Raw genomic sequence first — 23,951 nt, 5'->3', positions numbered from 1 at the left:
ACCTCATTCCTATTTTTGCCAGACAATCAGCATTTTTGATATATATTAATAATTATGGATTTTTACTTCCGGAAAAAGGTTGATCATATTCAGATCAAATTCTTTTGCGTATCGTTTATACAAAATGATCTTTCTTATTAGAAAGGTCACTTTAATTTCCTGATACCATCTGCCATAGGCAATATGACGTTCTTGACCGAAGGTACGAAATAATACTCTTTTAAAGTATCGGTAGGTAGCAGTAAACCCATTCACATTGAGTATAATGACATCAGTCGCATGGGATAATCTTTGAGGTAACCCAGAAAGATAGTCACCAGAAATAATCCATTCATCAGTGGATAAAATGCACTGGACACGCTGATTCATCTCCTCAACATTGACTCTATCCCATCCCTTCCTCCAGTTAATATCATCAAGATCATACGAAGGAATACCCCATAGCCTGGATAATTTTTTGGCTAAGGTTGTTTTACCACTGCAGGGTCTGCCAATGATAAGAATTTTCCTTCCATTAAATGTTGCACAGTTCATTAAGTAAAAGGTCCTGTTCCTCAGGCAAACACACTGTGACCCTGAAAAAATTTTCATAGCCTTGAATGTTGCCCAGATATGCCATATAGATCCCTTTCTCTTTCATCTTTTCCCACATAATTTCTGCACAAATATTTTTAGATAATCTGAACAGTAAAAAATTGGTTGCTGATTCTTTATATGGGGAGATGCCCGGGACAAGCTCTAAACTTTTTAACAATGTATGCCGATTTAAGCACACCATCTCTCTGTAATCCTGTATCACTGAAGGTTGGTCTAATAATTGTGAAACATAATCTATGCTGTAACCTGATAGATTAGATTCTGGGAAATAATTCCTTAACCTTTCTAGATGATTTTCATTCGCCGCTATCCAACCCACACGGATGCCTGGTAATCCATATGATTTTGAAAAACTATTTATCAGAATGAGATTATCATAACTATCAATTAAAGAAACATGAGAGCTTTTCCCTAACCCACTATAAACCTCATCAAGAATAACGCTGATATTAACATTCTTACAAGCATGTACGAATGATGATATTTCATTATTCTCAAAAAAATCACCCGAAAAAGGATCTGGATTAGTTATAATTATAACATTACAATCATTTAGTATGGCACCCGATAACAACCCACCGAGAACATGGGGCTGAGTTGGGGCGCGCATCATAAGAGTAAAGGGTATAGAAAATAGTTCTAAATATAATTCGTAACCCGTGTAGTTAGGCCCCGCCAGTAATACTTTATTTTCTCGACTCAGGCTGACAAGCAACATCCTGATTGCATCATGGGCACCGGCCGTTAATATAAAATTTTTAGTTTTTATATGAGCGGATACTTTATAAAACACTTCATCATAGACAGGGTATTTATGAATAACATCAGGTGATATCTGGTAGTCATGCCTGGTTTTCCCGGAAATGAAAAAATTTTTCACCAAATTCTCATTGCTTTTCAGATTCAAAAAACCTCTTTTAGATTCTTTGCTAACCGTAGTTGAGCGTTTCGCGAAATTATATTTAATCATTTTCCGCTCTTTTTTCCGATTAAACTTAACGCCTTGATTTCATGTTCTTTAATAAAGGCATCTTTATACTTTACATAAAGATCCGGCGACTGGTTAGCAGCAACCACTGCTTTCTTCTTAATCGCTTCGTACTGTCGTGCTATGGCATGATGACTCCTGAGATAATCCCGAAAGGCCAGATGTCTCTCAACATCAGGATGGTCTTTTTCATACGCATGTATATGAAACTCTCTGACATCATTACCTTTAAAAAAATATCGTCTTCCCGGAATGCCATTTTCCCCTTTGACGGTATATCCTGACCTCTCAAGTACAGCCTGATGCAGGTCTACTTGTTCCAGAGATGAGACGGTCATCAGCATATCAATGACAGGTTTTGCTGCCAGGCCTGGAACGGCGGTGCTACCAATATGAAAACAATCGATAAAACAATCAGTTAATAACTTTTGAAGCGACTGCTTTTCATTTTCGAACTTAGTAGGCCAGTTGCTATCATAATCAGCAATAATTATTTTTCGCGTTGTCATATCCCTTCCTTGTAGATCATTTGCAGGCAATAGCGTGCCGGTGCATGATCGGTAACAGGAGAAACACTGTGCCAGGCATTTTGGCTGTTTTTTATGACAGGTGATACCTGATAAGCGGGTAATATTCGCTGATAGATATCCTGTTCATCGCTGCTACCCAGGATGTTCAAACTGCCACCATAGTCTGCATGCCAGATTTCGTTCAAATAAAGCAATTGAGTCAAAAATTTATATCTTTTATCAACATGGGGTGATAAGTAGTTAGATTCTGAATATCGCCATATATTTAACTCAATATCACGACCGCGAAGCTGACAATCAGTGAAAATTTCAAACCTTGACAGATATTCGTCTGACCTTAGATCTTCAATTACCGCATTGAGTACATCACAGTTCACCTTCGTTTTCTGTAAGTCTATTAATTCCATCTGATAGTTCTTTTCTTTCCTTCGACTAATAACAGTATCAAATTCCAATAAATTTAATTCATTCGATATTTTTTTTACTGCATCAAGAGGGAGTAAATTCTCCAGTATTCCCCAATCCCAGGGTTCCGCAGAAAAAGAAGAATTATCGAAAGCGTCCAGATCCAGTATATTCATTTAACAGTCCCATTGATAAATAGTTATTGAGAAGTGTTTTTTATGATCTCAGTTTTCAGCCTGCGTCCTACCTCGGTATTTTCATAAAACCCTTTAAATTTTTCAGCCCCATATCCATAGGCAAAAATGGGGATATCCTCACCCGTATGGCTTTGTGTTGTCCAACCCGTATTTGTCGTTAAGTTGATCAAATGCGTGAGGTAATGACGTATTCCCTCTTCATCATTTTTTTCTTTGTACTTCTTTATTTCCGATAGTTGTTGATCGTTAAGCGGTACATCACTGTATTTCTTCCATGTTTCTCTAAAATCAGCACGTTGCATCAACCTTTTACTGAGCATGTCCACAGACGCATGCATTTTATCGATAACTGCCGGATTCCAGTATTTCCCTCTCGCACTACCTACTGATAACCCTCCCGTCGAGTGGTCGGCGGTAATCACTAACAACGTATCCGGATGATCATCGACAAAACGCTTCACTAGCGCAGTAGTTTCTGCAAAATCATTCATTTCATTGAGTGCGCAAACAATATCATTCTTATGACCACACCAATCTATCTGACTCGATTCAACCAGCAAGAAGAACCCCTGACTGTTTTGGAGATTTTGTAACGCATAGTGAGTCATCATCATCAGGCTGGGCTCTCTGTGATCGATGGCAAAAGGTAAACCCTCTTCAGCAAAGGCTCCTATTACAGGAAGATGTTCTTCGGGAACTAAGCGCGAGAACTCGGTGACATATTTGACATTGCTACTTTTTTTCACATCTGTTTTTATTAAGCTGTTTTTTTCAAAATATTTACGCCCGCCGCCTAAAAGAATATCGTACAACGGCCTTTTATCGACGGCTTGTTGAATATATGAATAGGCGATTTCATCCTGGTTGTCGCGACTTCTGTTGGTTGTTAAAAAACTGGCAGGCGTCGCGTCCGTTACTGAAGACGTCACAACAACACCTGTTTTTAAACCCTGTTCCTTCGCTGTTTTCAGCACTGATTTGAACGAATGACCCTCAGGTGACATACCGATATAACCATTTTCTGTTTTTTCCCCCGTTGCTAAAGCTGTTCCTCCTGCGGCACTATCGGTGATTTTATTCAAGCCGAGAGGCTGAGTTCGAATCATCCCCACCCCAATAGAGTCAAAAATTGTTGGTTTATTGTTTTGGTTCTTAGCGTTTTCGTAATATCTCAATGCTGAGAGATACGATGTTCCCATGCCATCACCTATCATAAAGATATAATTATGTGCTGATACCAGAGGAGGAAATAAAACGAGAATAATTATTGAAAATAACTTAAGAGAATTAATATTATTCATTTATTTCCCGCCATATTAATTGTGGAAATTTTTATACACTTTTGCACAAGGTGCGGCTCAGGCATCTGCAATGAGTAAATCCTCTATCAATTTAATTGCCTCAACTTTTACCATACGAAAAGCGCAGCCGCCGGTAAAGACAATCACTTCCCCATCTCGCTCCATAGTAAAGAATCGGATATTACAGTGGTGTTTGAAAAAATCAGTCTGCGCAGCATGCTTGCTCAAAGCCTTATACTGCATTAAAGCCACCACGTTGTTTATTATGCTCTCTAATTCTTCCATGTCTTTTTCGTTCTCAATTTTATAATTGATCGCTATAAAGAACTCTTGCAGTAATTCACTGTTGTTTTTTTCAACACGAAGCAGACGGGAGATGAGCCATTTTGTTTTGATAAAACGGTCCCCCCTACAAAAGAGATAAATCTCTGTCATTTTCTCTAAATATTTTTTTAAAGAAAAAGCATATTGTTGTAAATGGCAGTTGTTTTTTAAACCTGCCAGGGCACTATACATTTTCAGTGCCTGATCGGTGTTTTTACAATAGTAACGTTTATCAAAATCTGTCTGTAGTTTTTTCCGATCGAAACTGCACTTACCAAATTTTATTTCACCAAAAAGAATTTTCTGTAAGGAATAAAAATCATTACTTTCGAATGACTTTATAATCATTAAATTCATATCTTCCTGAGTCACTATCAGGATTTCAAACTTAATACCCGCGCTGGCGCTGATCGAATAGCACTTACTTTCTACGCCATAGTATTCAGGAGAATCTGTAATCACAATAAGATCAACATCCGAATTTTCGGTGGCATAGCCTTCTGCACGTGATCCCACAAGGAGCACACAGCTTGCATGATGATAATATTTTTCCAGGTGGTGTTCTATCTCAGCACTGTCCATTATGATATTCCATGACTCTCTATTACATTTTCGCTACTCTCTAATCGTGTAGCGGACAATTATATTATTAAAAATCATTATTAAAGAAATATGAAGCTCGCGGTAAAAATACTTCCCTTTCTTTTTCAAAACTAAAGAGCTGATATAATCTTGAATTGAACTTACCAAATAACTCCTGGCAATCACTATCAATCGTCTTTTGCTGGTCAAAGTTTCTGCTTTCAATCCCATGTTCTATTTTTTTTAAAACCATCCTAATCTCTACAGCCCATTGTGCATTTTCCTGCTCATACCAGGCACGGTCTGCCAGCTCACGCAATATCGGAATATCCTTAACGACATGCGAACGTTCGGCATCATACAAATAATGGCTGTAAGGGATAGTATATTTTTTTTGTATCGCCTTACCCCGATTTCTGCAATGGCACAGATTGTAAAATTCATAATGGCAGGACAGCAACTCGAAAAGTGATGTGATGCTGGCATAATGATAATATTTCACATGCGTCCTATCACTGAAGCTTTCCTCAACTTGATTATCATCCATCATAATCGAGAGTATTTTTTTTATCATCGCAGCGGGCCCTGCGCAGACCTCTTTTGATTGTTGACCTATAAGTATTTCTTTATCGTCTATATATCTATAGAGTTCATCTATTTTGTTATTTTCGTAACAATAATTAATGACTCTTTTATCGCAGCTATAAATGAGATGGCAGAGTCCATGACAAATTTTTGACAATGCAGATAAATACGGTGGATAAGAGAAATCAACTTCTTTCAGCACACTATCGGCAAGATGATAATTTGCACTTTTGAAACCACTGAGTGCTATAGCATAAAGCCTGTCTGCTTTAGTTACCTCATCAGGCTGAAAATTTTTCATCATCCTGGTATGGAAATGCAGTTTTTTCAGTGTAGATATAATTTCATCAGAGTGACGCCAGGCTATTTTCAGTGCCTCTTTATTCATCGGATACGTATGTTTTTTTCGCCGCCCCTGATAGTGGCAAACAGAATAATCTGATTCAGCAGGTTTATGAGATATCGAACGCCCTTCAAGTATTGGTCTGTTATCATTATCAAGCAGATCAACAGGAACACAACTAAAAAAAACGGGTAATGCTCTAAGATTTTTTACGTCAACAGGATAAGGAAGTTTCATTCTTTACCTATATTTTTTTCAAAATCGTGGTCATATCGATAACCTCGTTGGCAATTTGCGTTGTTTCTTGCCGATGAGATATAATGATGATTGTGATATTTAAACTTAATAAACCCTTCAGTACCACAGCTTCATTTTCATAGTCCAGTTGGCAGGTTGCTTCGTCAAGGAACAAAATTTTTGGTTTTTTATATAATGCCCGGGCTAACAAGGTTCTTTGTTTTTGCCCTCCTGATAAATGGCTGCCAATGTCACCGACGATAGTGTCATACCCCATTGGCATTTTCTTAATATCGTAATGTATAGAAGCTAATTTAGCGCACTGTTCAATTAATTCATAATCCTTTGTTTCAGAGAAACCACTAATATTATCTCCTATTGATCCGGAAAACAGCTCATCAGACTGCAATACTGTAGAGATGTTCTCTCTGTATTTCTCCAGGCCATATGCTCTGATATCAACCCCTCCCAGCATAATCCTTCCAGAGTCAGGCGTAAGTAACCCCATCATTATTTTAAGTAAGGTTGACTTCCCGCAGCCTGATGGTCCAACGATGGCAGTAATCACCCGCTCTTTTATTTTCAAATTAACATCAACAAATAAAGGTAGCTCTATCGGACTGAATGCATAGTTTATTCCATCGAGTTGAATGTCCATCCCGGATGAAATCTGGTTTGTGGCACCGTATTGACTATCAGGCAATAAATTTTCTTTGCTGGTCTGAATAATATCAGACACGCGCTCAAGATGGAGATAAAGCAGTTTCAGCTCCATCAGCTTTTCAATAAATGCACGATAGCGGGTAATAAACATCGTTTTGTATGCCACAAAGGCAAACATCATGCCGATTGAAAGCGAGCCATCCATTATTTGTAAAGCAGCAATATACAGGACAATTATCGATTCCAAACCAAAAATAAGCTGATTTGCACCAATAGAATAAATATTTATATGACTAAGTTTCATACCACTATTAATACTATCTATTAACTTATTCAGCCACTGGCTTTCCCTTATGCCATAATTGCCTGCCATTTTTATACTTTGTATGGTTCTGATGCTTTCTATAAAATAGCTATTTTCAATGGCGGTAGTATTTAAATTTATTTCCGTTGCTTTCCGGTAAAAGTTATAGAGGATAAGTCTGATTACGGTATAAAGTAGTGCAACAGCCATGACAATAAAACTCAACTGGCTGCTATAAGAAAACATAAACCCCAGTATCGCTATGGTTAACACACCATCAACCACAACCTCAACAAATCCATTAGTAATAAAATTCTTTATTGCCTTTAATGATTCAAACCTAGATATAATATCACCCAGATTTCTTTTATTAAAAAAACTGACTGGCAGAGACATTAAATGGTGAAAGAGTCTGGTACTTATATACACGCTAATCAGATTACTAAAACGTACTGTCGTTAGCCCGCGAAAAACCGTTAAACTCACATTTAGCAGCAGTATGAAGATGAAGAAAATGGCGATAATCATCAGCAGATTATAGTTTTTAAACGCTACGGCATCATCAATCAGTATCTGGCTGTAGAATGGTGACAAAAGGATAAAAAACTGTATCGCGAAGGATAATACTAAAATATTGAGTAAGCTTTTTTTTACCGGTGTTTCCTTACCTAATAAATCCCTAAAGGATGTCTTACATTTTTCACAGCGACTTTTGAATGTTTCACTGGGATACAATTCCAAAGCAATACCGGTAAAGTGATGTGAAACCTTGTCCAGAGACAGGGTCTTCTCTCCTCTGGCAGGATCGAGTATGACAGCACTCTTGCTGCTGATTTTTTTCAGTACAACAAAATGATTCAAATTCCAGTGCAAAATGCAGGGTGTTCGCAGTTTTTGCAAATCCTCAAGCTCCACCCTCAATGGCCTTGCCACGAGGTCCAGCTTTGATGAAATATTCATGAGTTGTTTGAGATTCACACCCCGTGAGGTCACGGGAAAGCGGTCTCTCAATGCTGGCAAGTCAGTCTCGTGACCATAATATCCCAGCACCATAGCGATACAAGCCAATCCGCACTCCGCAGATTCGGCCTGCAGCTGTAACTTGACTCCTCCGTTATTTTTAACTTTAAATATATTCATATCCCTGTACTTCCCTTGAATTTATTATATAAAAACAACCAAAGCTTCTCATCTTCCCACAGGAAGGCTGTCATTCTCCCTTGCAGGCTTGACGGATTATCAATATATTTATTGTTAATTTTTATGCATATTTCTTTTTTTGATTTTACTGATACGACTTTACCTGTTAAAACTTTATTTCCATTTAAATAAACAACAATGAATTCATCGGGTGATATATTTATATTTCTCGCGCTACTTTGTTGTAAGTCAAAGCACCCCTCATTTCCATCTATAGGCGTGCTCAACGCGATATTACCCACAACAGTGTTCTTTCTGATTATATGCTGACTCAAAAATAACAATGGCACGCAAATTACCACCATTAAAACCAGCATAACCTTCATTTGTTTCTTCCCTGAATCATCCAAAATCACGCCGTTAATATTATTTTTCTTTCTTTCTAAGACTTCTTTTCTAAAAACAGACATTGTGGATCGTTCCTGTTTTACAAAAGTATAGCTTTAACAACGCTACCGCCCTTGAGTGTCAGCCTCAAAGCCTGTTAGTTTATTAATTTTGATATAGATAAGGCCACGAGTGAAAGACTGGTGGCCTGGTTTAATTACTCTTTATCGCCGTTCTAACACAACGTCAGGCGTTATTTACTCATGGCCGGAAGCTAGAAATCTCTCAAAATCTTCCACGGAAGCCACTGCGCCAAAACCGCCACCACCATTACCGGTGCAGGCTTTGCAGCCACCAGATACCAGCAGCATCGTTTCTTCTTCAGTCAGCGCTTTAAGGGTCATATCACGTTCCATTATTCTCTCCTTTACACAATTTATCTTATGTATTTGGCTTTCGTTCAGCCAATGTACTTATAGATAACATGGAATTAAATATCACCAACAAATTTACATTACAGATAAAAAAAGTGACTTAGATCACCTTATAGTTACAATTTAAACATTTTATCAACACTAAAATGTGATGTAAGTCACGTTTTAGTGTTCGTTTACAGGAAGATATTGATCAGTAATCTACAGATACGACAAGACTTTCAGCGTCATAAAATGCCAAAAAATAGTCAGACAAACTTCACTATCCCCCTGTCTGTTCCTGCTGCGGTCACACCGGGTATTTCGCTGATCATGCTTCCCCTTCAGTCAAGAGCACATCCCCCCTTTTCTTCACACTGATCAGGCACGTAACACTATTCTCATCATGTTAAAAACATCCAAATAAAATGTTTTATTTTAGAGATTCTTATTTTCTGGAAATAAATGGAGCGAATGATGTATATCCGTTTTATCCTCCCGCTCCATAACCATTTTTATCGACACCCTTTAAATATCCCTGCCCGCTGTAGATTTAAAAAAAGCCACGGCATAACGTCCCTGAGCAGGGTTTTCATTTTTTTTGTTTCGGTCGAACCGGGGATCATTTTTGTGCTGGCCGCAATCAAGCGCCACTCTTTTCCTGGGATATCTCAGCGCCCGTGGCGGATTTTTTTATACATTCACCTGTCAGATAAAGAGCAGACAATTCCCTCATGTATACAAGATGCGGATCCGCCTGATAAGCACTTCGCGCTGTTACGCGGCGTTAATGCCCTGCGCCTCTTTTACCCACTGTAAGCGTAGCAGCAATGCCACGGCGACAAAGCAGGCACCTCCGGCGCACAGCATGGCGAGATGAAAACCACTTTCCATCGCTGCTGTGTAGCGTGCGCTAAAATCAGCGACGACCGAGGTGGGCAGATGCCGCGTCACCGCCAGGTGGGCAATCTGCGCAGCATCGCTAATACCACTGACATCGAGGGAGGCCGTCAGCGTGCGTATTGCCTGTGCGCTCATTAACGTTCCCAGTAACGCAATGCCGATGGTCATCCCCGCCTGGCGCAGCGCATTCATCATGGCGGAAACTGACCCGGCCTGCTCAGGCGGCGCCATCGCCATCACCAGCATGCCCGTGCCCGGAACCGCCAGCCCGGCCCCGGCCCCCAGCAGCGTAAACAACACCCCCACCTGCCAGTAAGCGGAGTTCGCATCCAGCAGCACCATAGCGATCATCGACAGGCCCGCCAGCCCGTAACCCGTGACCATTAATCCACGCATTGGCAGCCGCGCACTCATGCGGCCAAACAACAGCGACACCAGGCCGGTGACGACAAATAACGGCATCATGCGCCAGCCTGCTTCTGCGGGTGCCCAGCCCTGAATCTGTTGGAGGAAAATCGAGAAAAAGAACAGACAGCTGTAGTAAGAAAAACCGAGAATAAACGACGCCAGATTCACGCTGACAAATCCCTGCTCGCGCAACAGTGCCAGCGGCAGCAGCGGGCGCAACGTCCGTTTTTCCACCAGCGCGAAAAGCATAAAACTCACCAGGGCACAGGCCAGAATCGCCAGTGGAAGTCTGCCGGTAAAGCCGTATTGCCCTGCCTCAATCATCCCCCAGGCCAGCGTTCCTAATGCGACAATCCCCAACAGCTGGCCCGCCGTATCCAGCGCCGCGTGGTCAGGATATTTACGCTCCGGTATCCCCCACAGCCCTGCGGCAATCGCCACCAGGCACAGTGGGATATTGACCAGAAAGATACTTTGCCAGCCCAGCCACTGGAGCAGAACGCCCCCCAGCAGCGGCCCGAGGATCAGCGCCAGCGCGCTAAACGCCGACCACCCGCCGATGGCATGCGCGCGCTGGCGGGCATCAGGAAACGCGTGGGTCAGGATGGGCATCGCCCCTGAAATCAGCAGCGCGGCCGACACGCCCTGAATGGCCCGCCCCGTCAGCAGCATGCCGAGGCTGGGTGCCACACCACACAGCAGAGACCCGCCGGTAAACAGCACGACGCCGCTCACCCAGGCACGTTTATGACCGTAACGATCGGCCAGCGGACCGGCAGAAAGCATAAAAGCAGACAGGCAAACGGCGTAGGCATTGACCACCCACTGCAACCCGGCAATATCCGTATCCAGCGCACTCTGCATGGTGGGCAAAGCGACATTCACAATGCTGATATCCAGCGAGGCAAGAAAAGTGCCAAGATAAGCCGCAGCAAGCGCGGCATGATGACGGCTAAGACGCATGATAATCCCTAACGTGATTGGTTGATTTTACTCAACCCTAGCAATTGACTGACCGACGGTCAATCAAAACTCGACACAATGGACACTCTGCCAGCCATCATTATTCCGCCCTTCATCCCCCCGGCTGTGCATCCTCCCGTCCCGGTGTTTTCAGCCCCAAATGTCCCCGGAAGGTGGTCGCGGTGTACTGCTCTCTCAACAGCCCCCGGCGCTGTAACACCGGAATCACCTGGGTGACAAACTCCTCTACGCCGCCGGGAAAATGAGAGAACATCACGTTAAATCCATCGGCCGCCCCGCTCTCCAGCCAGTGCTGCAGGGTATCGGCCACCTGGGTTGCCGTGCCCACCATTTCCAGCCCCTGATAACCACAAATGCGACGCGCCAGCGCCAGGATGCTGAGATTCTCCCGCCGCGCCAGTTGAACCACCCGTTCACGCCCGCTTTTGCTGGCATTACTTTCCGGCATCGCGGGCAGCGGGCCATGTTTATCGTACGGCGAAATATCATGCCCAAGCGCCACGGATAAGGTGGCAAGGCTGCTCTGCTCGTCGACCAGACTGTCGAGCAGTGCTCTTTTCGCCTGCGCCTCTTGTGGCGTTTCCCCCAGCACCACGAACGCCGCCGGGATGATTTTCAGTGCATCACGACGGCCAGCAGCCTGCGCCCGGGACTGCATATCCTGGTAAAACTGACGGGCAGAGACGAGATCCGTCTGGTAGGTGAAGATGACTTCTGCCGTTTCCGCTGCCACCTGCCTGCCAGCTTCAGACGCGCCGGCCTGCACAATCACCGGTCGCCCCTGCGGAGGACGATCAACATTTAACGGCCCGCGTACGGAAAAATACTCCCCCTCGTGATTGAGCGTATGCATCTTTGCCGCATCAAAAAACACGCCGCTGGCGGCATCACGGCAAAATGCACCCTGCTCCCAGCTGTCCCACAGCCCGTTCATCACCGACGAAAACTCGCGCGCGCGCGCATAACGCAGGCCGTGCTCCATATGTTCAGCGACACCAAAATTACCGGCCTCGTTGGCATTACTGGAGGTCACCAGATTCCATCCGGCCCGGCCTTCGCTGATGTGATCCAGTGTGGCCAGCCGCCGGGCGAGCATATAAGGCTCATTGTAGGTGGTGCTGGCGGTGGCAATCAGCCCGATATGCTGCGTAACCGCCGCCAGCGCAGGGAGCAGCGTCAGCGGATCCAACGTCACCGTACTGTGCCCCCGCGCCAGGGCCTGGGTCGATACCTGGCGCAGCGCCAGCGTGTCGGGCAAAAACAGGCCGTCAAACCGCCCCTGTTCCAGCGTCCGGGCAAACCGTTTCATCTGCTTAAAGCTGCTGTGAAACTCGGGGATGGCACCGGGATAACGCCATGCACCGGCATGAATACTGGGCATCGCCAGCAGAATAAGGTGAGGTGTTCGGGTCATACGACGGTCTCCTTGAGGCTTAACCAGTAGCCGGATTGATAAGGCACGGGAAGAAAACGTTCATGTAACTCGCGGAAGGTGGCTTCCGGGTCAAGCGCGGCAAACAGCTCAGGATGCAGCCACTTCGCCACGCGCTGCAGGGCGATAAAATAGTAAGGATTGTCATAAAACGGGTGCCAGATGGCATACACCTGCTGTTCCCTGACGGCACGCAGCGTGCGGTACGCCGGACGCTGCATCAGGCGTTGCAGGCGCGCATGCCCTTCCTGCGCATCGGCCCCTGGCCCCAGATTCACCCAGTCACCGCCGGGGGAATACAGTGACCAGTTCGCGCCGGTGACCAGCACCACATCGGGGTCGGCGTGGATCACCTTCTCCGGGCTGAGAGCGCCAAAGGTGCCAGGCAGTAGTTGCGTGCCCAGGTTACGCCCCCCGGCCACTGCCACCAGTTCACCAAAGTTACCGTCACCGTAGGTCAGGCAACAGTCGTCATAGAGTCCTGCTGCGCGTTCAACCATCACCAGGGGGCGCGTCGTTAACAGTTTAAGCGGCTGTATCACCCGGTCGATCTGCTGCTGACGAAAGCGTAAAAAGTCGGCTGCCCTTGCCACTCTGCCGAACACCTCCCCCAAAATCTGCATGCTGCGCCCGGTGTTGGCGAACATTCGGGTGCGAAAATCGACGAACACCACCGGGATCCCCGCCTGCTCCAGCAGACGCAGTAAACCGGAGGTGGTTGCTGCACCTGCCGAGCTCAGGTTCAGCACCACAATATCGGGCTTCAGCGCAATCGCCTGCTCTCCACCAATCGCATCAACCGTCTTACCGGAAAAGCGTGGGATCTGGTCGATATGGGGAAACTGCCGCTGATACGCCCGATAACTATCGAGGTCGGCGGCGCGGAAGTTATCTCCCCAGGCCACCACGCCCTGAAAGGGATCGTCGGGGCGCAGCAGCGCCAGTGCATACGCCAGGGTGCCGTCACCCAGCAGAATACGGCTGACCGGCGTGTGAATCCGCACTGAGCGCCCGGCTATATCAGTCACAGACTGCGTGGCGGGTTTTGCTGCCAGTGCCCGCGTGGTCATCAGAACCCCCGCGGCCAGCAGGCCAGTGAGCAGTGAACGTCGCGAGGTGCCGCCAGAGGCGGCATCACTGACACGTTCACGGCGATGAGTGGAGGACGGTTTTTGCATCATGAGGACATTATTCTGTTGGCGGAGAGAGAAAGAATCATAACATTGACCGACTGACGGTCAATGTATAATATGCAGTCATTATAATTATCATTCGCATTTATGAATTGTGAAAAATCCGCTTAAAACATTTTATTTCAATAACTTGAAATGAGCTCTGTGTGCACAGACCACTCCACTCTGAACTTCTACCAGGATCATAAGGACGTACATGCTGACGAAACAATCTGCTGCTGCGCACATTCGCTCTCTACCCTGTCCGCCGTTGGTGTTAAGCGGCTTTTCCCTGTCATTGATGCTTTCTCTTTGCCTCACTGCGCCCGCTAACGCCGCAGAAAGTCCGTCGGGTGAGAAAAAAGAGGACGCGACCACAGAACAATCCCCGATGACGGTAAGTGCCAGTGTGCCGGTGCAAACTGAGGGAGAGGAAAACGGCTATGTGGCGGAAGAATCGGCCGTCGCCAGCAAAACCCGCACCTCTATCCTGGAAACGCCCCAGTCCGTCTCGGTGATCACCCGTTCGCAGATGGACCTGACGCGCCCGTCATCCAGCAGTGCCGCATTGCGCTACACGGCTGGCGCCACCAGTGAACGATATGGTGGCTTTGGTGATTATCTGGATATGACCCGGATTCGCGGCGTCGATGCCGATTACTATCTGGATGGCTTACGCATCATCAGCAACCCGGGCAGCTGGCTGCCGCAGGTTGATCCCTGGTCCCTGGAGCGGATCGAAGTGCTGCGCGGCCCCGCATCGACCCTCTACGGCCAGGGGACGGGCGGCGGTATTGTCAATCAGGTCAGCCGCAAGCCCCAGGATATCGCCTCACACGAGGTCAGCCTGCAATACGGCAGCTTCAACCGTAAGCAGTTCGGCATTGATTCCACCGGCGCCGTCAATGACGATAACAGCCTGTTGTATCGTTTTACCGCCAGTGGCCTGGACAGCCAGGGGCAAATTGAAGATAGCCGCCACCGCCGCCTCTATCTCGCCCCTTCCCTGACCTGGCGCCCGAGTGATAATGCCAGCTGGACCGTGCTGGCGACGTATTCCTGGGAACCGGATATTCCCGACTACAACAGTTTGCCTGCGGCCGTCCTGGGGCTGAATAACAGCCCTTATCAGCAAATTGACCGGCATAAAAACTACACTGATGGCCATTTTTCCCACTCCACCCGCCGTCAGGATTCACTGACCTCGCTATTTGAATATCAGTTTGATAATGGCTGGCGTTTCAACAGCAATGCGCGTTATATGAATGTCCATTCAGATATTCAGCGCGGCGTGGTTTATGGGTATCAGCTCGTCAACGATCGCCCCTGGCTCAAAGCTTACGATGAGCTGACCCCGGCCAGAGTCAGCACGTTCTCGATGGATAACCATATCAGTGGCGATGTGGACGCTGGCCCCACCCGTCATACGCTGCTGGCCGGCATCGATTTTTCCACCGGTAGTCTGAAGAACGAGCTGTACAGTGTCGGTCCGGTGCTGATTGATCCGTACAGTTCTGATTACCGACCGGATCTCAATCCTGATTTCACCGCCAGCCGGGCCGCCCCCTGGAAAGAGAAACAGACATTTAACCGTACCGGCGTCTATGTGCAGGATCAGATGGCCTGGAACCGCTGGCGCCTGACGCTGAGTGGCCGCCATGACTGGTCGAATACTGACCATGAAACCAACAGCTACTCTCCGGTAACGGTGAAAAGCCGCCAGGAAGATACCCAGTGGAGTGGGCGCGCCGGGTTGAGCTATCAGTTCGATATCGGGCTGGCACCTTACATCAGCTACGCGACCTCATTCGACCCGCTGCTGGGCAGTGGCTATGATGGTAAAACCTTCCTGCCCGTGGAAACGAAGCAGAGCGAAATCGGCATTAAGTACCACCCGCAAGGGTCGAAAACATTACTCAGTGCCGCCCTCTTCCAGCTGACCCAGTCCAATGTGAAAACCAGCGATGCCGAGCATCTGGGCTTCAATACCCAGGCCGGGGAGGCGCGCACGCGCGGGCTTGATTTACAGGCGACCACTGAAATTGTGCACAACCTGAACCTGATCGCCAGCTACACCTGGCTGGATAATACGTTGACCAGGGATACGAAAAATCAGGGGAACACCCTGACGCAGGTGCCGGCCAACAGCGCCGCCGCCTGGCTTGACTATCGATTTGATGCGGGAGAGCTGGCGGGCTTACAGCTGGGCAGCGGCGTGCGTTATCTCGGCACCAGCTACGGCGACCCCGCCAATACCTTCAAAGTCCCGGCCACTACGCTGGTGGATATGGCGGTAAGCTATGATTTAGGGCAGTTAACGCCACAGCTCAAAGGCACCACGCTGGCCGTGAATGTCAGCAATCTGACAAACCAGCAGTATGTGGCCAGCTGCACCTCGGCGATGTATTGCTTCGTCGGTCAGGATCGCAGCGTCACGGCCAGCGTGGATTATCGCTGGTAAAAAAAAGGGGATGGCAGGTGCCATCCCCCGTGTATCAGGCCACCATCAGCGCGGATTTTACCGGCTGCAATAACCTGCCCACTTCACAATCCAGCAGCGTTGCACGCCGTAATAACTCTTCCGTTTTCGCCCCAATCACCGAATAAACATAGGCATTCACCTGATCCTGGCTCATCTGGTTGTAGCGCTCGGTAAAGGCCATTTCGATACTGTCACAAATCACCGCCCCCGCATTGCTGACATAGTCGGGCAGATAATGAATCCCGCGTGCAATCAGCACATCTTCCGCCAGTTGGCTGTTAAACGGTGAATTGGCGCTGCTGACCACCCATCCGCAGGCTAACTGCGTGACGTTATCCTGGGTTAAAATGCCGGACAGTGACGCGATACACAGGATATGACTGCGCAACTCGAATAGCTGCGCTTCGTTAACCCGGCGCACGCCTTCAGGGAAAACGGCGCGTGGATTAATGTCATACCCCACCACCTCGCACCCCTGTTGCAGGCACTGCCTGGCCACTTCAGAACCCACTTTACCCATACCGTGGATCGCCACCAGCGGATGCGCAACATCAGACAGACGCAGCATGATCACTTTATGAATCGAGCTCCAGACGCCGTAGCCGGTGGCAATCGACGTATCTATCTGTGGGCTGTCCATCGCATTGAGGATCCAGGGGGTAAAACGCCGCAGATAATCCATATCCTGGTTACTGGTGTTAATGTCACAGCCGGTAAACATGGTGCCATTATAGCGATTCAGCAGCTCGCCAATCGCTGCCATCACCTCCGGCTGCTGCGCGGGCAGATGCGGGCTGTTGACCACAATTTTGCCGCCGCTGAAGCCGGTGTTATACAAACCATGCTTGAGTGACATACTTTGTGCCAGCATCACAGCCTCACTCTCCTGCTGCTGACGCGAGCCATATTGACGCCAGCGAATGCCGCCGTTGGCCGGAAGAAGTTTGATTTGTGGTGAGCAGGCCAGAGTAAAGGACGTCTCGCTGTCAAACTGCACGGTTTCAATCTGATACTGTTTATCGTTCAGTGTTGCATTCAATGCGCACATGATTTTCATCCTGTTAATGAGTGAGATTTTGCTCAACAACGCCAGACTTCAGCAAACAGTGGCGAATCCCCAACGGGGTTGGCTGCTGTAAAAAATCGGCCATACTGATGGCCACGCTAAATTCCTGTTCCAGCCGCGCCATCAGGCGCAGTGCCATCAGTGATTGCCCACCGGAATCATAAAAATCCTGATATCCCGACGCGGGTAGCGCCCCGGTAATTTCCAGCCACAGCAGGCGGATACGGGCCATTAGCGCATCATGCTCTTCTGCCTCCTCACCGGTGCCAGCGGGCTGCGGACTGGCGGGCAACTCGCGGTCACCCATCCACCAAAAATGCGGTTCAAAAGGATACAGCGGCAATGCCACGTGGCCGGGCGATGACGTCCACAGTCGTGGCCAGCAGATATCCACCCCGGCACGCCAGATTTTTTGCAGCGCCTGTACCCACAGAGCACATTCGCTGAGTGCATCATCGCGGCGACGCAGTGTGCGCACCGTGGAGGTTTTCCCACCCTGCTGTCGTAACTGCGCGACCAGGGCGGTCAGCGTCGATCCTGGCCCCACTTCGATAAACAGCGTTCGCCCACGTTCGGGGATCTGTTGCAGCGCCTGGTGATAACGCACCGCCTCGCGGGCATGGCGACACCAGTAGTCGGCATCCAACTCACGCAAGTCACCGACCTCCTGCGCCAGCAGCGCGGAGTAGTAGCGCACGCCCTGGTGCGGCACAGTGACGGGTGGCACAACGTGACATAAGTCGTTGAGGATCGGTTCCATCATCGCCGAATGGAAAGCGTGGGAAACACTGAGGGCTTTACAGCGAATGCCTTCCCTTCGCAGGCGTTGCTCGCAGTCGGCCAACGCGGCCACATTGCCCGACAGTACACAGCTGTTTTCGCCATTGACCGCCGCCAGCGCAACACCGCGTCCAAGCCAGGGCTGGCAGCCACTGTCGCTGAGTTCCACCGCCAGCATCGCCCCCCCTTCCAGTGAGGCCATCAATCTGCCGCGCTGCGCAGCAAAGATCAGCGCCTGCTCAACGGAGAAGGCGCCCGCAGCCCAGGCCGCAGCGATCTCCCCGACGCTGTGGCCGATCACCCGGTCGGGGACCACGCCGTAATGCATCAGCAGTTCGGCGAGAGATATTTCCACGGCCACCAGTGTCGGCTGGGTCAGTGCCGTATTGTTCAGCATCGTGCTGTTGCCCTGCGGGCTAAACAGCAGAGCAATATCCAGCGCCAGTTGATCACGCAGCAGTGCGATCTTCTCCTCCATCAGACGCTGAAAGGTGCTGTCATTGGCCATCAGCTCTCGCGCCATACCGATAAACTGGCTGCCCTGCCCTGGAAACTGGAATATCACGCTCAGTCGCCCCTTACCGCTGTCGGTCACGCCCTCTTTCACCACCAGTTTTCCCTCTTCATCTGGCCCCAGCGTGCCGCGAAAGCGCATGGCCTGCCTGCGGGTCTGCGCACTCCAGGCCAGCGCGGATAACGGCTCACCCGTCGCACGCTGACGATACTGCTTTGCCAGCTGGTGCCAGGCCTGTTCAGAACGGGCAGAGATCGGCACCACGCTGTCAGCCAGCGAAGAAGACCGGGTGTCAGATGCGGCTGCGGCAACATCAGGTCGGCTTAACACCACGTGCGCGTTGCTGCCACCGATACCAAAGGCACTGACACCAATTGCACGGCGGGGATCGTCAGCCTGCCAGCGTTCTGCACGTGTCAGCACGCGAAATGGACTGTGGCGCAGGTCGAAGGCCGGATTGGCACGGGTGAAATTGATTTGCGGTGTTAGCCAGCCGTGTTTGATTTGCAAAGCAGCTTTGATCAGTCCCGCCATTCCAGCCGCCGTTTCCAGATGCCCGACATTGGCCTTTACCGCCCCCAGCGCGCAGAAACCTTCACGCCCGGTAAATTCCCTGAACACGCTGTTAAGCGCGGAAAACTCGATCGGGTCACCCGCCAGCGTGCCCGTGCCGTGGGCTTCTATCGCACGAAAATCCTCCGGGTGCCGCTGCGCATCCTGCAAGGCCAGGCGCAACAGGCGTTGCTGCCCCGCAAGGCTGGTGGTGGTAAAACTGACTTTTTCAGCCCCGTCATTGTTCATCGCCACGCCGTCTATCACCGCGATCACCTCGTCCCCGGCGGCCAGCGCGTCCTCCAGACGTTTCATCACCACCACGCCCACACCGCTGCCAAACACTGTCCCGCTGGCATCCGCCGAAAATGGCCGACAATGCCCATCCGTGGCGAAGATCATGCCCTGCTGGCTGAAATAGCCTTCGAGTTGAGGAATGCGCAACGTGCAGGCTCCGGCCAGCGCCAGATTGCAACGCCCGCTGCGCAGGGCATAGACCGCCTCACAGACAGCGACCAGAGACGTGGCACAGGCGGCCTGAACATTCACGACAGGCCCCCCTATGCCCAGGTGCCAGGCCACACGCGTGCTGAGATAATCTTTATCGTTGGTGATCTGCTGCTCGAATGCCGAGGGGGCCAGGCTGGCAAAACGCTGCGCGCCGCTGTTTTGCCGTAAATAGTCTGAACTGCTGCAGCCCGCAAACAGAGCAGCATCAGGCAGTGCGCCAGGCACAATGCCGGCATCTTCCAGTGCGTGCCAGGCACACTCAAGGAACAGACGGTGCTGCGGATCCATCAGCGCGGCTTCACGCGCACTGAGACCAAAAAATCCGGCATCAAAGCGCGCAATATCCTGCGCCAGCGGCGCAGCAACCCCCACCCAGGTCGGATCGTCTTGCGGGCCGTCCTCCAGCGTGACCAGAGATTCAACGCCGTTGACCAGATGGTGCCACCATGTTTCGATATCACTGGCGCCGGGAAAACGGCAGGCCATCCCCACCAGTGCAATCTTCTGATGCGTGCAGTGTTGCTGTTGCATACTGCTCTCCTCAGTCAAAAACGTAACGCGCTGATATCCCAGCGGGGCGATTTATCACTTAACAAGTCCGCGCAGATCTGCCCCATCAGTGGCGTAAATTTGAATGCCCATCCCCCCGCAGACACCACCACGTTCTCGCCGCCGTGGCAGCGGCCACGGGCGCTATCCAGGTAGAACTGCCGCTGGGGATCGGTGGGTAGCACGGCCAGGCAACTGCTGGCGTAATGTTCACGGTCGGGGGCGAGGAACGGCATGTGCCGCTGGGCGAACTCCAGTGCACGTTCGACGTGCAGCGGGTTGGCACGATAGCTCGGGCCATGCGTATCACTGAGCGGGTCGACTTCAAAATCGGTGCCGAGGCGGTCAAAACCGTTAACCGACCAGGGATTGGGGGGAAAGCCGTAAAACAGATTACTGTCACTGGCAACCGGCTGCTGAAAAGCGAACCAGAATGGATCATTCGCCGTGGTGCGCTCGCTGCGCAGCATACTGATACAGGCCATCTCATAGGTCGACAGCGCCAGATCGATATCCAGCTGCCCCACCAGTTTTTTACTTCCCGGACCACTGGCCACCAGCACCTTACGCGCCCGGAAACGCTGTTCTGCGCCAATCACAGTGACGCCCGTGCTGTCCGGCTCGAGTGCCACCACTTCCTGGCCGAAAGCAAAGCTGACATTCAGTTCGCTGGCCAACGCATACAGCGTGGAGAGCGTGCCCTTAACATCAATAACGCCGCCGTCGCGCTGTAAAAAACCTTCATAGTTAGCGTCAAAATGGGTGAAGCCGAAACGCTGCTCAATGGCGCGGATGCTCAGACGCTCATAGGGCAACGCCATCTCATCCATCGATTTCATTGTCTGGGTGATCTGTCCTTCATTGGTCCAGACATCCGCATCGCCAAACCACAGACTGCCGGTACGATGGATCAGTTTCCGGTCAGCGTTTTTTTCCAGCGCCTGCCATAATTTATCGGCTTCCAGCGTTAAGCGGAAAATATCAATTTCTGAATATTGCAAACGCCAGTGGCGTTCTTCACCACTTGTGCCAGCAAGTTGCGTCATCAGACCATATTTATCTAACACTAACACCTTATGCTGTTTATTCTCTCTGGCGTAATTCCAGGCCGTGGATAAACCAATCGGACCCGCACCGATAATAACAACATCCCATTCTTCAGACGTGTGCATACCTACCCCTTAAGAGTGTTTATCTGTTCTTGAATATAAAATTATTGGGTCAGTGTTTTAATTTGATCGAGTGGCACCAGCACCAGTAACGTACGATATTTCTCTCTGGGCACTTCCTGATAAAGCTGACGTACCCCCACTTTCCCCATCACATCGCCACTTACGCCTACGGCCAGCAATGACTGCCACTGCGATGCCCAGATGGCACTGGAGTTCCAGATACCTGAAGTTTCAATACGTCCCTGAGGGGTTTCGGCGGTCTCATGATAATAAGAGACCACGCTGTTATCGGCCAGCGCCGCAATTTTCCACCCGCTGCCGGTCATGGTTCCTACGGGTTCACCTCGCTCATCAATAAAATGGTCGACGTGCGAATTCGCGTCACCCACCGTCGGCCCACTGTTGGTTTTTGCATTAAAATGAATATTTGCCATTTCCACGACGGAAATAACCGTAGCATTCGCGTAGCCTTTATTTACTGCCAGAGAATGCTCAACTTCGGTTACCGAAGAACCCTGTTCAATTTCAGCGCGAACCCAGTTTGCGAGCGCAATCAGCTCTGACAATACATTATTATTGCCCTGAATAATTTCCATGTTTTTGACCCTTTAATTAAAAATGAGGTTATGCCACCACGATATCGGACTGTTTAAACCAGGCTTCTCCTTTCTCTCTTTCCACATCACTTCCGGCGTCAGCGAACAGGGTCACCACCTGCTGACCGCGGTCAAGCGTCTGCGCCAGTTTCCACGCGGTCTTCCAGTTGGCGGCGGAGGATGCGCCAATTTTCACGCCGGTCAACTGCCAGAATTCATACATAGCCGTCAGTGCTTCGCGATAGGTCACTTCATTAAACGGCAGATTTTTTGGCATCAGCTGGGTAATAAACGGCTGGCGGAAGCCAAACCCCAGGCCGCCTGCCCCGGCAAACTTTGCCTCACCGTTAGGGGCATTCAGCGTGCCATAAGGTAACTCTGCAGGCGTGGATCCCCAGGCAATAATCTGGGGATTATCGCGGCTCAGTGCTGCATATACGCCGGATAAGGTGCCACCGGTTCCCACTGCCGATACCCAGCCATCGGCACGTGTGCCGTTCAACTGATGGAGGATCTCAGCCCCGGTCTGATGCTGATGCACGGCGGTATTCACCAGATTGAGGTGCTGTGAGAGTAGCGTCCAGCTGGGATCATCGCGGGCAATTTGCTGGCTACGGGCAATCACGCCGAGTAAAAACTGACTGCGGTCCACCAGCGTCACCTGCGCATTATCGCCCTTCAGCGTCGCCACCAGCTGCTCGGGTGAGGAGTCGGGGATCACTACCTGCACGGCAATGCCACACATGTTGCCCAGTTTTGCCAGCGCCTTCGCCATATTGCCGCCGGACGAATCCAGCAGTTTCAGTTCGCCACGCGCAAAGTCATGTTGATTGATGGCATCACAAAACAGCCCGAAGGCGGTCCGGTCTTTTACCGAACCAAAAGGGTTGTTGAATTCATATTTCGCCAGAATCGTCGCGTGCCCCTGAGGGCCTGGCACCGGGATCAGCGGCGTTTTGCCGAGCGAGGCATAAAACTTTTTCAATGCCGGGAACAGCGTAAAAGCCTTTTCTGTGTCTGGCGCAGCGCGTTGAGGATTAAACAGCTCAAAGTTCATCACATCTTCCTTATCTGACCATCAGTTGAGTTGAGCCGCTGCGCATGACGGCAACAGCTGGTGTAAAAAGGCATCCAGATTGTCCTGGAAGTAAAAGTGCCCGCCCGGCCAGCGCTTAAGCTGACTTTCCGTCACCGTTGTCGACCAGGCTTCCAGCGCCGACCGTTCCACCAGCGGATCCTCTTCCCCACCGGCAATCAGTAACGGGATATCGGCGACCGGCAGGTCGGCCAACTGCCCGAGCAACATCAGATCCTGCAAAATTAAAGCGGCGACCCTCGGGCGCGTCAGTTCGTCAAGGCGCATGATGCCGCTCTGTTCGCTGTAGGTGAGGATGGTGTCGAGCAGTCGCTCGCGCGCGCCCGGCTGTTGCAGCATCATCAGTTCTGACGGCACCCGCTGTGCGGAGAGCACCACCCGCTGGCAGGCAAAGCGTGAATCCCATAGCGCAGTGGCCACCTGCAATGCCAGCAATGCGCCCATGCTGTGACCAAAAAATGTTACCGGTGCCACGCCCAGTAATTCCCGCAGTCCGTGGTTACAGGCCGCGATCGCCTGCTGTGCACCCGACCAGGGAAGGTCTGCCTGGCGCTCTTCCCGCCCCGGATATTGCACCACCAGCAGGTCACATTCTGCCGGGAGTCGCTCACGCCACTGCTGGTAAAACGCGGCACTGCCGCCAGCATGAGGAAAGACCACCAACTGCTGCTGTACGGGTGCAACGTTACCGGTGCTGAAGCGCATGACTGTTCTGTTATGACTGAGGGTGGTTTTCATC

At 49.8% G+C, this 23,951-nt stretch carries 20 protein-coding genes; 1 reads left to right on the top strand and 19 read right to left on the bottom strand.

Translation table 11 applies throughout. The annotated features are described in order from the left end of the window. Window positions 1-45 precede the first annotated feature (45 nt). From WH279_RS13770 to WH279_RS13710, 13 genes are all read right to left on the bottom strand, one after another. The gene (locus WH279_RS13770) at window positions 46-534 is read right to left on the bottom strand and encodes a hypothetical protein (protein ID WP_339457292.1); all 489 of its coding nucleotides are present in this window, start codon (window positions 532-534) and stop codon (window positions 46-48) included. Next, on the bottom strand, window positions 515-1,567 hold the full coding sequence (locus tag WH279_RS13765) for an aminotransferase class I/II-fold pyridoxal phosphate-dependent enzyme (protein WP_339457291.1): 1,053 nt from the start codon (window positions 1,565-1,567) through the stop codon (window positions 515-517). Before WH279_RS13765 ends, WH279_RS13770 begins: the two co-directional genes overlap by 20 nt. After that, on the bottom strand, window positions 1,564-2,094 hold the full coding sequence (locus tag WH279_RS13760; protein ID WP_339457289.1) for a GrpB family protein: 531 nt from the start codon (window positions 2,092-2,094) through the stop codon (window positions 1,564-1,566). Before WH279_RS13760 ends, WH279_RS13765 begins: the two co-directional genes overlap by 4 nt. Next, window positions 2,091-2,696: a 2OG-Fe(II) oxygenase gene (locus tag WH279_RS13755; protein ID WP_339457287.1), complete on the bottom strand. Its 606-nt coding sequence runs from the start codon at window positions 2,694-2,696 to the stop codon at window positions 2,091-2,093. The genes WH279_RS13760 and WH279_RS13755 overlap by 4 nt, the downstream gene beginning before the upstream one ends. Window positions 2,697-2,719: 23 nt before the next feature. Continuing rightward, window positions 2,720-4,018, bottom strand: a complete 1,299-nt coding sequence (locus WH279_RS13750; protein WP_339457285.1) for an alkaline phosphatase — start codon at window positions 4,016-4,018, stop codon at window positions 2,720-2,722. A gap of 57 nt (window positions 4,019-4,075) precedes the next feature. Beyond that, window positions 4,076-4,924: a nucleotidyltransferase domain-containing protein gene (locus tag WH279_RS13745; protein ID WP_339457283.1), complete on the bottom strand. Its 849-nt coding sequence runs from the start codon at window positions 4,922-4,924 to the stop codon at window positions 4,076-4,078. A 67-nt stretch (window positions 4,925-4,991) separates the two neighbouring features. Then, window positions 4,992-6,089: a hypothetical protein gene (locus tag WH279_RS13740; protein WP_339457281.1), complete on the bottom strand. Its 1,098-nt coding sequence runs from the start codon at window positions 6,087-6,089 to the stop codon at window positions 4,992-4,994. Window positions 6,090-6,096: 7 nt separating this feature from the next. Next, the gene (locus tag WH279_RS13735) at window positions 6,097-8,196 is read right to left on the bottom strand and encodes a peptidase domain-containing ABC transporter (protein WP_339457279.1); all 2,100 of its coding nucleotides are present in this window, start codon (window positions 8,194-8,196) and stop codon (window positions 6,097-6,099) included. Next, on the bottom strand, window positions 8,193-8,666 hold the full coding sequence (locus tag WH279_RS13730; protein ID WP_339457277.1) for a hypothetical protein: 474 nt from the start codon (window positions 8,664-8,666) through the stop codon (window positions 8,193-8,195). The genes WH279_RS13735 and WH279_RS13730 overlap by 4 nt, the downstream gene beginning before the upstream one ends. A 174-nt stretch (window positions 8,667-8,840) precedes the next feature. Then, the gene (locus WH279_RS13725) at window positions 8,841-8,999 is read right to left on the bottom strand and encodes a hypothetical protein (protein ID WP_339457275.1); all 159 of its coding nucleotides are present in this window, start codon (window positions 8,997-8,999) and stop codon (window positions 8,841-8,843) included. A 774-nt stretch (window positions 9,000-9,773) separates the two neighbouring features. Further along, window positions 9,774-11,270, bottom strand: a complete 1,497-nt coding sequence (locus tag WH279_RS13720) for an MFS transporter (protein ID WP_339457273.1) — start codon at window positions 11,268-11,270, stop codon at window positions 9,774-9,776. A gap of 112 nt (window positions 11,271-11,382) precedes the next feature. Next, window positions 11,383-12,705, bottom strand: a complete 1,323-nt coding sequence (locus tag WH279_RS13715; protein WP_339457271.1) for an LLM class flavin-dependent oxidoreductase — start codon at window positions 12,703-12,705, stop codon at window positions 11,383-11,385. Continuing rightward, window positions 12,702-13,904, bottom strand: coding sequence for an ABC transporter substrate-binding protein (locus tag WH279_RS13710; RefSeq protein ID WP_339457269.1), 1,203 nt, complete (start codon window positions 13,902-13,904; stop codon window positions 12,702-12,704). The genes WH279_RS13715 and WH279_RS13710 overlap by 4 nt, the downstream gene beginning before the upstream one ends. 208 nt (window positions 13,905-14,112) lie before the next feature. Here WH279_RS13710 and WH279_RS13705 point away from each other — a divergent pair, with 208 nt between their 5' ends. Continuing rightward, window positions 14,113-16,356, top strand: coding sequence for a TonB-dependent siderophore receptor (locus WH279_RS13705; protein WP_339457267.1), 2,244 nt, complete (start codon window positions 14,113-14,115; stop codon window positions 16,354-16,356). Between the two features lie 34 nt (window positions 16,357-16,390). Here the strand turns inward: WH279_RS13705 and WH279_RS13700 are convergent, their stop codons facing one another. From WH279_RS13700 to WH279_RS13675, 6 genes are read right to left on the bottom strand one after another with little or no spacing between them, the layout of a single operon-like run. After that, window positions 16,391-17,425: a Glu/Leu/Phe/Val dehydrogenase gene (locus WH279_RS13700; protein ID WP_167864466.1), complete on the bottom strand. Its 1,035-nt coding sequence runs from the start codon at window positions 17,423-17,425 to the stop codon at window positions 16,391-16,393. A gap of 13 nt (window positions 17,426-17,438) precedes the next feature. Then, window positions 17,439-20,330 (bottom strand): beta-ketoacyl synthase N-terminal-like domain-containing protein, encoded by a 2,892-nt coding sequence (locus tag WH279_RS13695; RefSeq protein ID WP_339457265.1) that lies wholly within the window; start codon window positions 20,328-20,330, stop codon window positions 17,439-17,441. A 14-nt stretch (window positions 20,331-20,344) separates the two neighbouring features. After that, window positions 20,345-21,520 carry an NAD(P)/FAD-dependent oxidoreductase gene (locus tag WH279_RS13690; protein ID WP_133843163.1) on the bottom strand — a complete coding sequence of 392 codons (1,176 nt, stop codon included), beginning with the start codon at window positions 21,518-21,520 and terminating at the stop codon, window positions 20,345-20,347. A gap of 41 nt (window positions 21,521-21,561) precedes the next feature. Then, a complete protein-coding gene (locus WH279_RS13685; RefSeq protein WP_339457263.1) occupies window positions 21,562-22,116 on the bottom strand; it encodes an allene oxide cyclase barrel-like domain-containing protein in 555 nt (184 codons plus the stop codon). A gap of 28 nt (window positions 22,117-22,144) precedes the next feature. Beyond that, entirely contained in the window at window positions 22,145-23,173 is a 1,029-nt protein-coding gene (locus WH279_RS13680; RefSeq protein ID WP_339457261.1) for a pyridoxal-phosphate dependent enzyme, read from the bottom strand. A gap of 21 nt (window positions 23,174-23,194) precedes the next feature. Then, on the bottom strand, window positions 23,195-23,917 hold the full coding sequence (locus WH279_RS13675) for a thioesterase II family protein (RefSeq protein ID WP_339457259.1): 723 nt from the start codon (window positions 23,915-23,917) through the stop codon (window positions 23,195-23,197). Window positions 23,918-23,951 lie beyond the last annotated feature (34 nt).

The organism is Erwinia sp. MYb375, assembly GCF_037479175.1.
In the GTDB taxonomy this organism is placed as follows: Bacteria; Pseudomonadota; Gammaproteobacteria; order Enterobacterales; family Enterobacteriaceae; genus Erwinia; species Erwinia rhapontici.
Note: the sequence above shows the minus strand (reverse complement) of the source record. Positions and strands in the feature narration are given on the sequence as shown.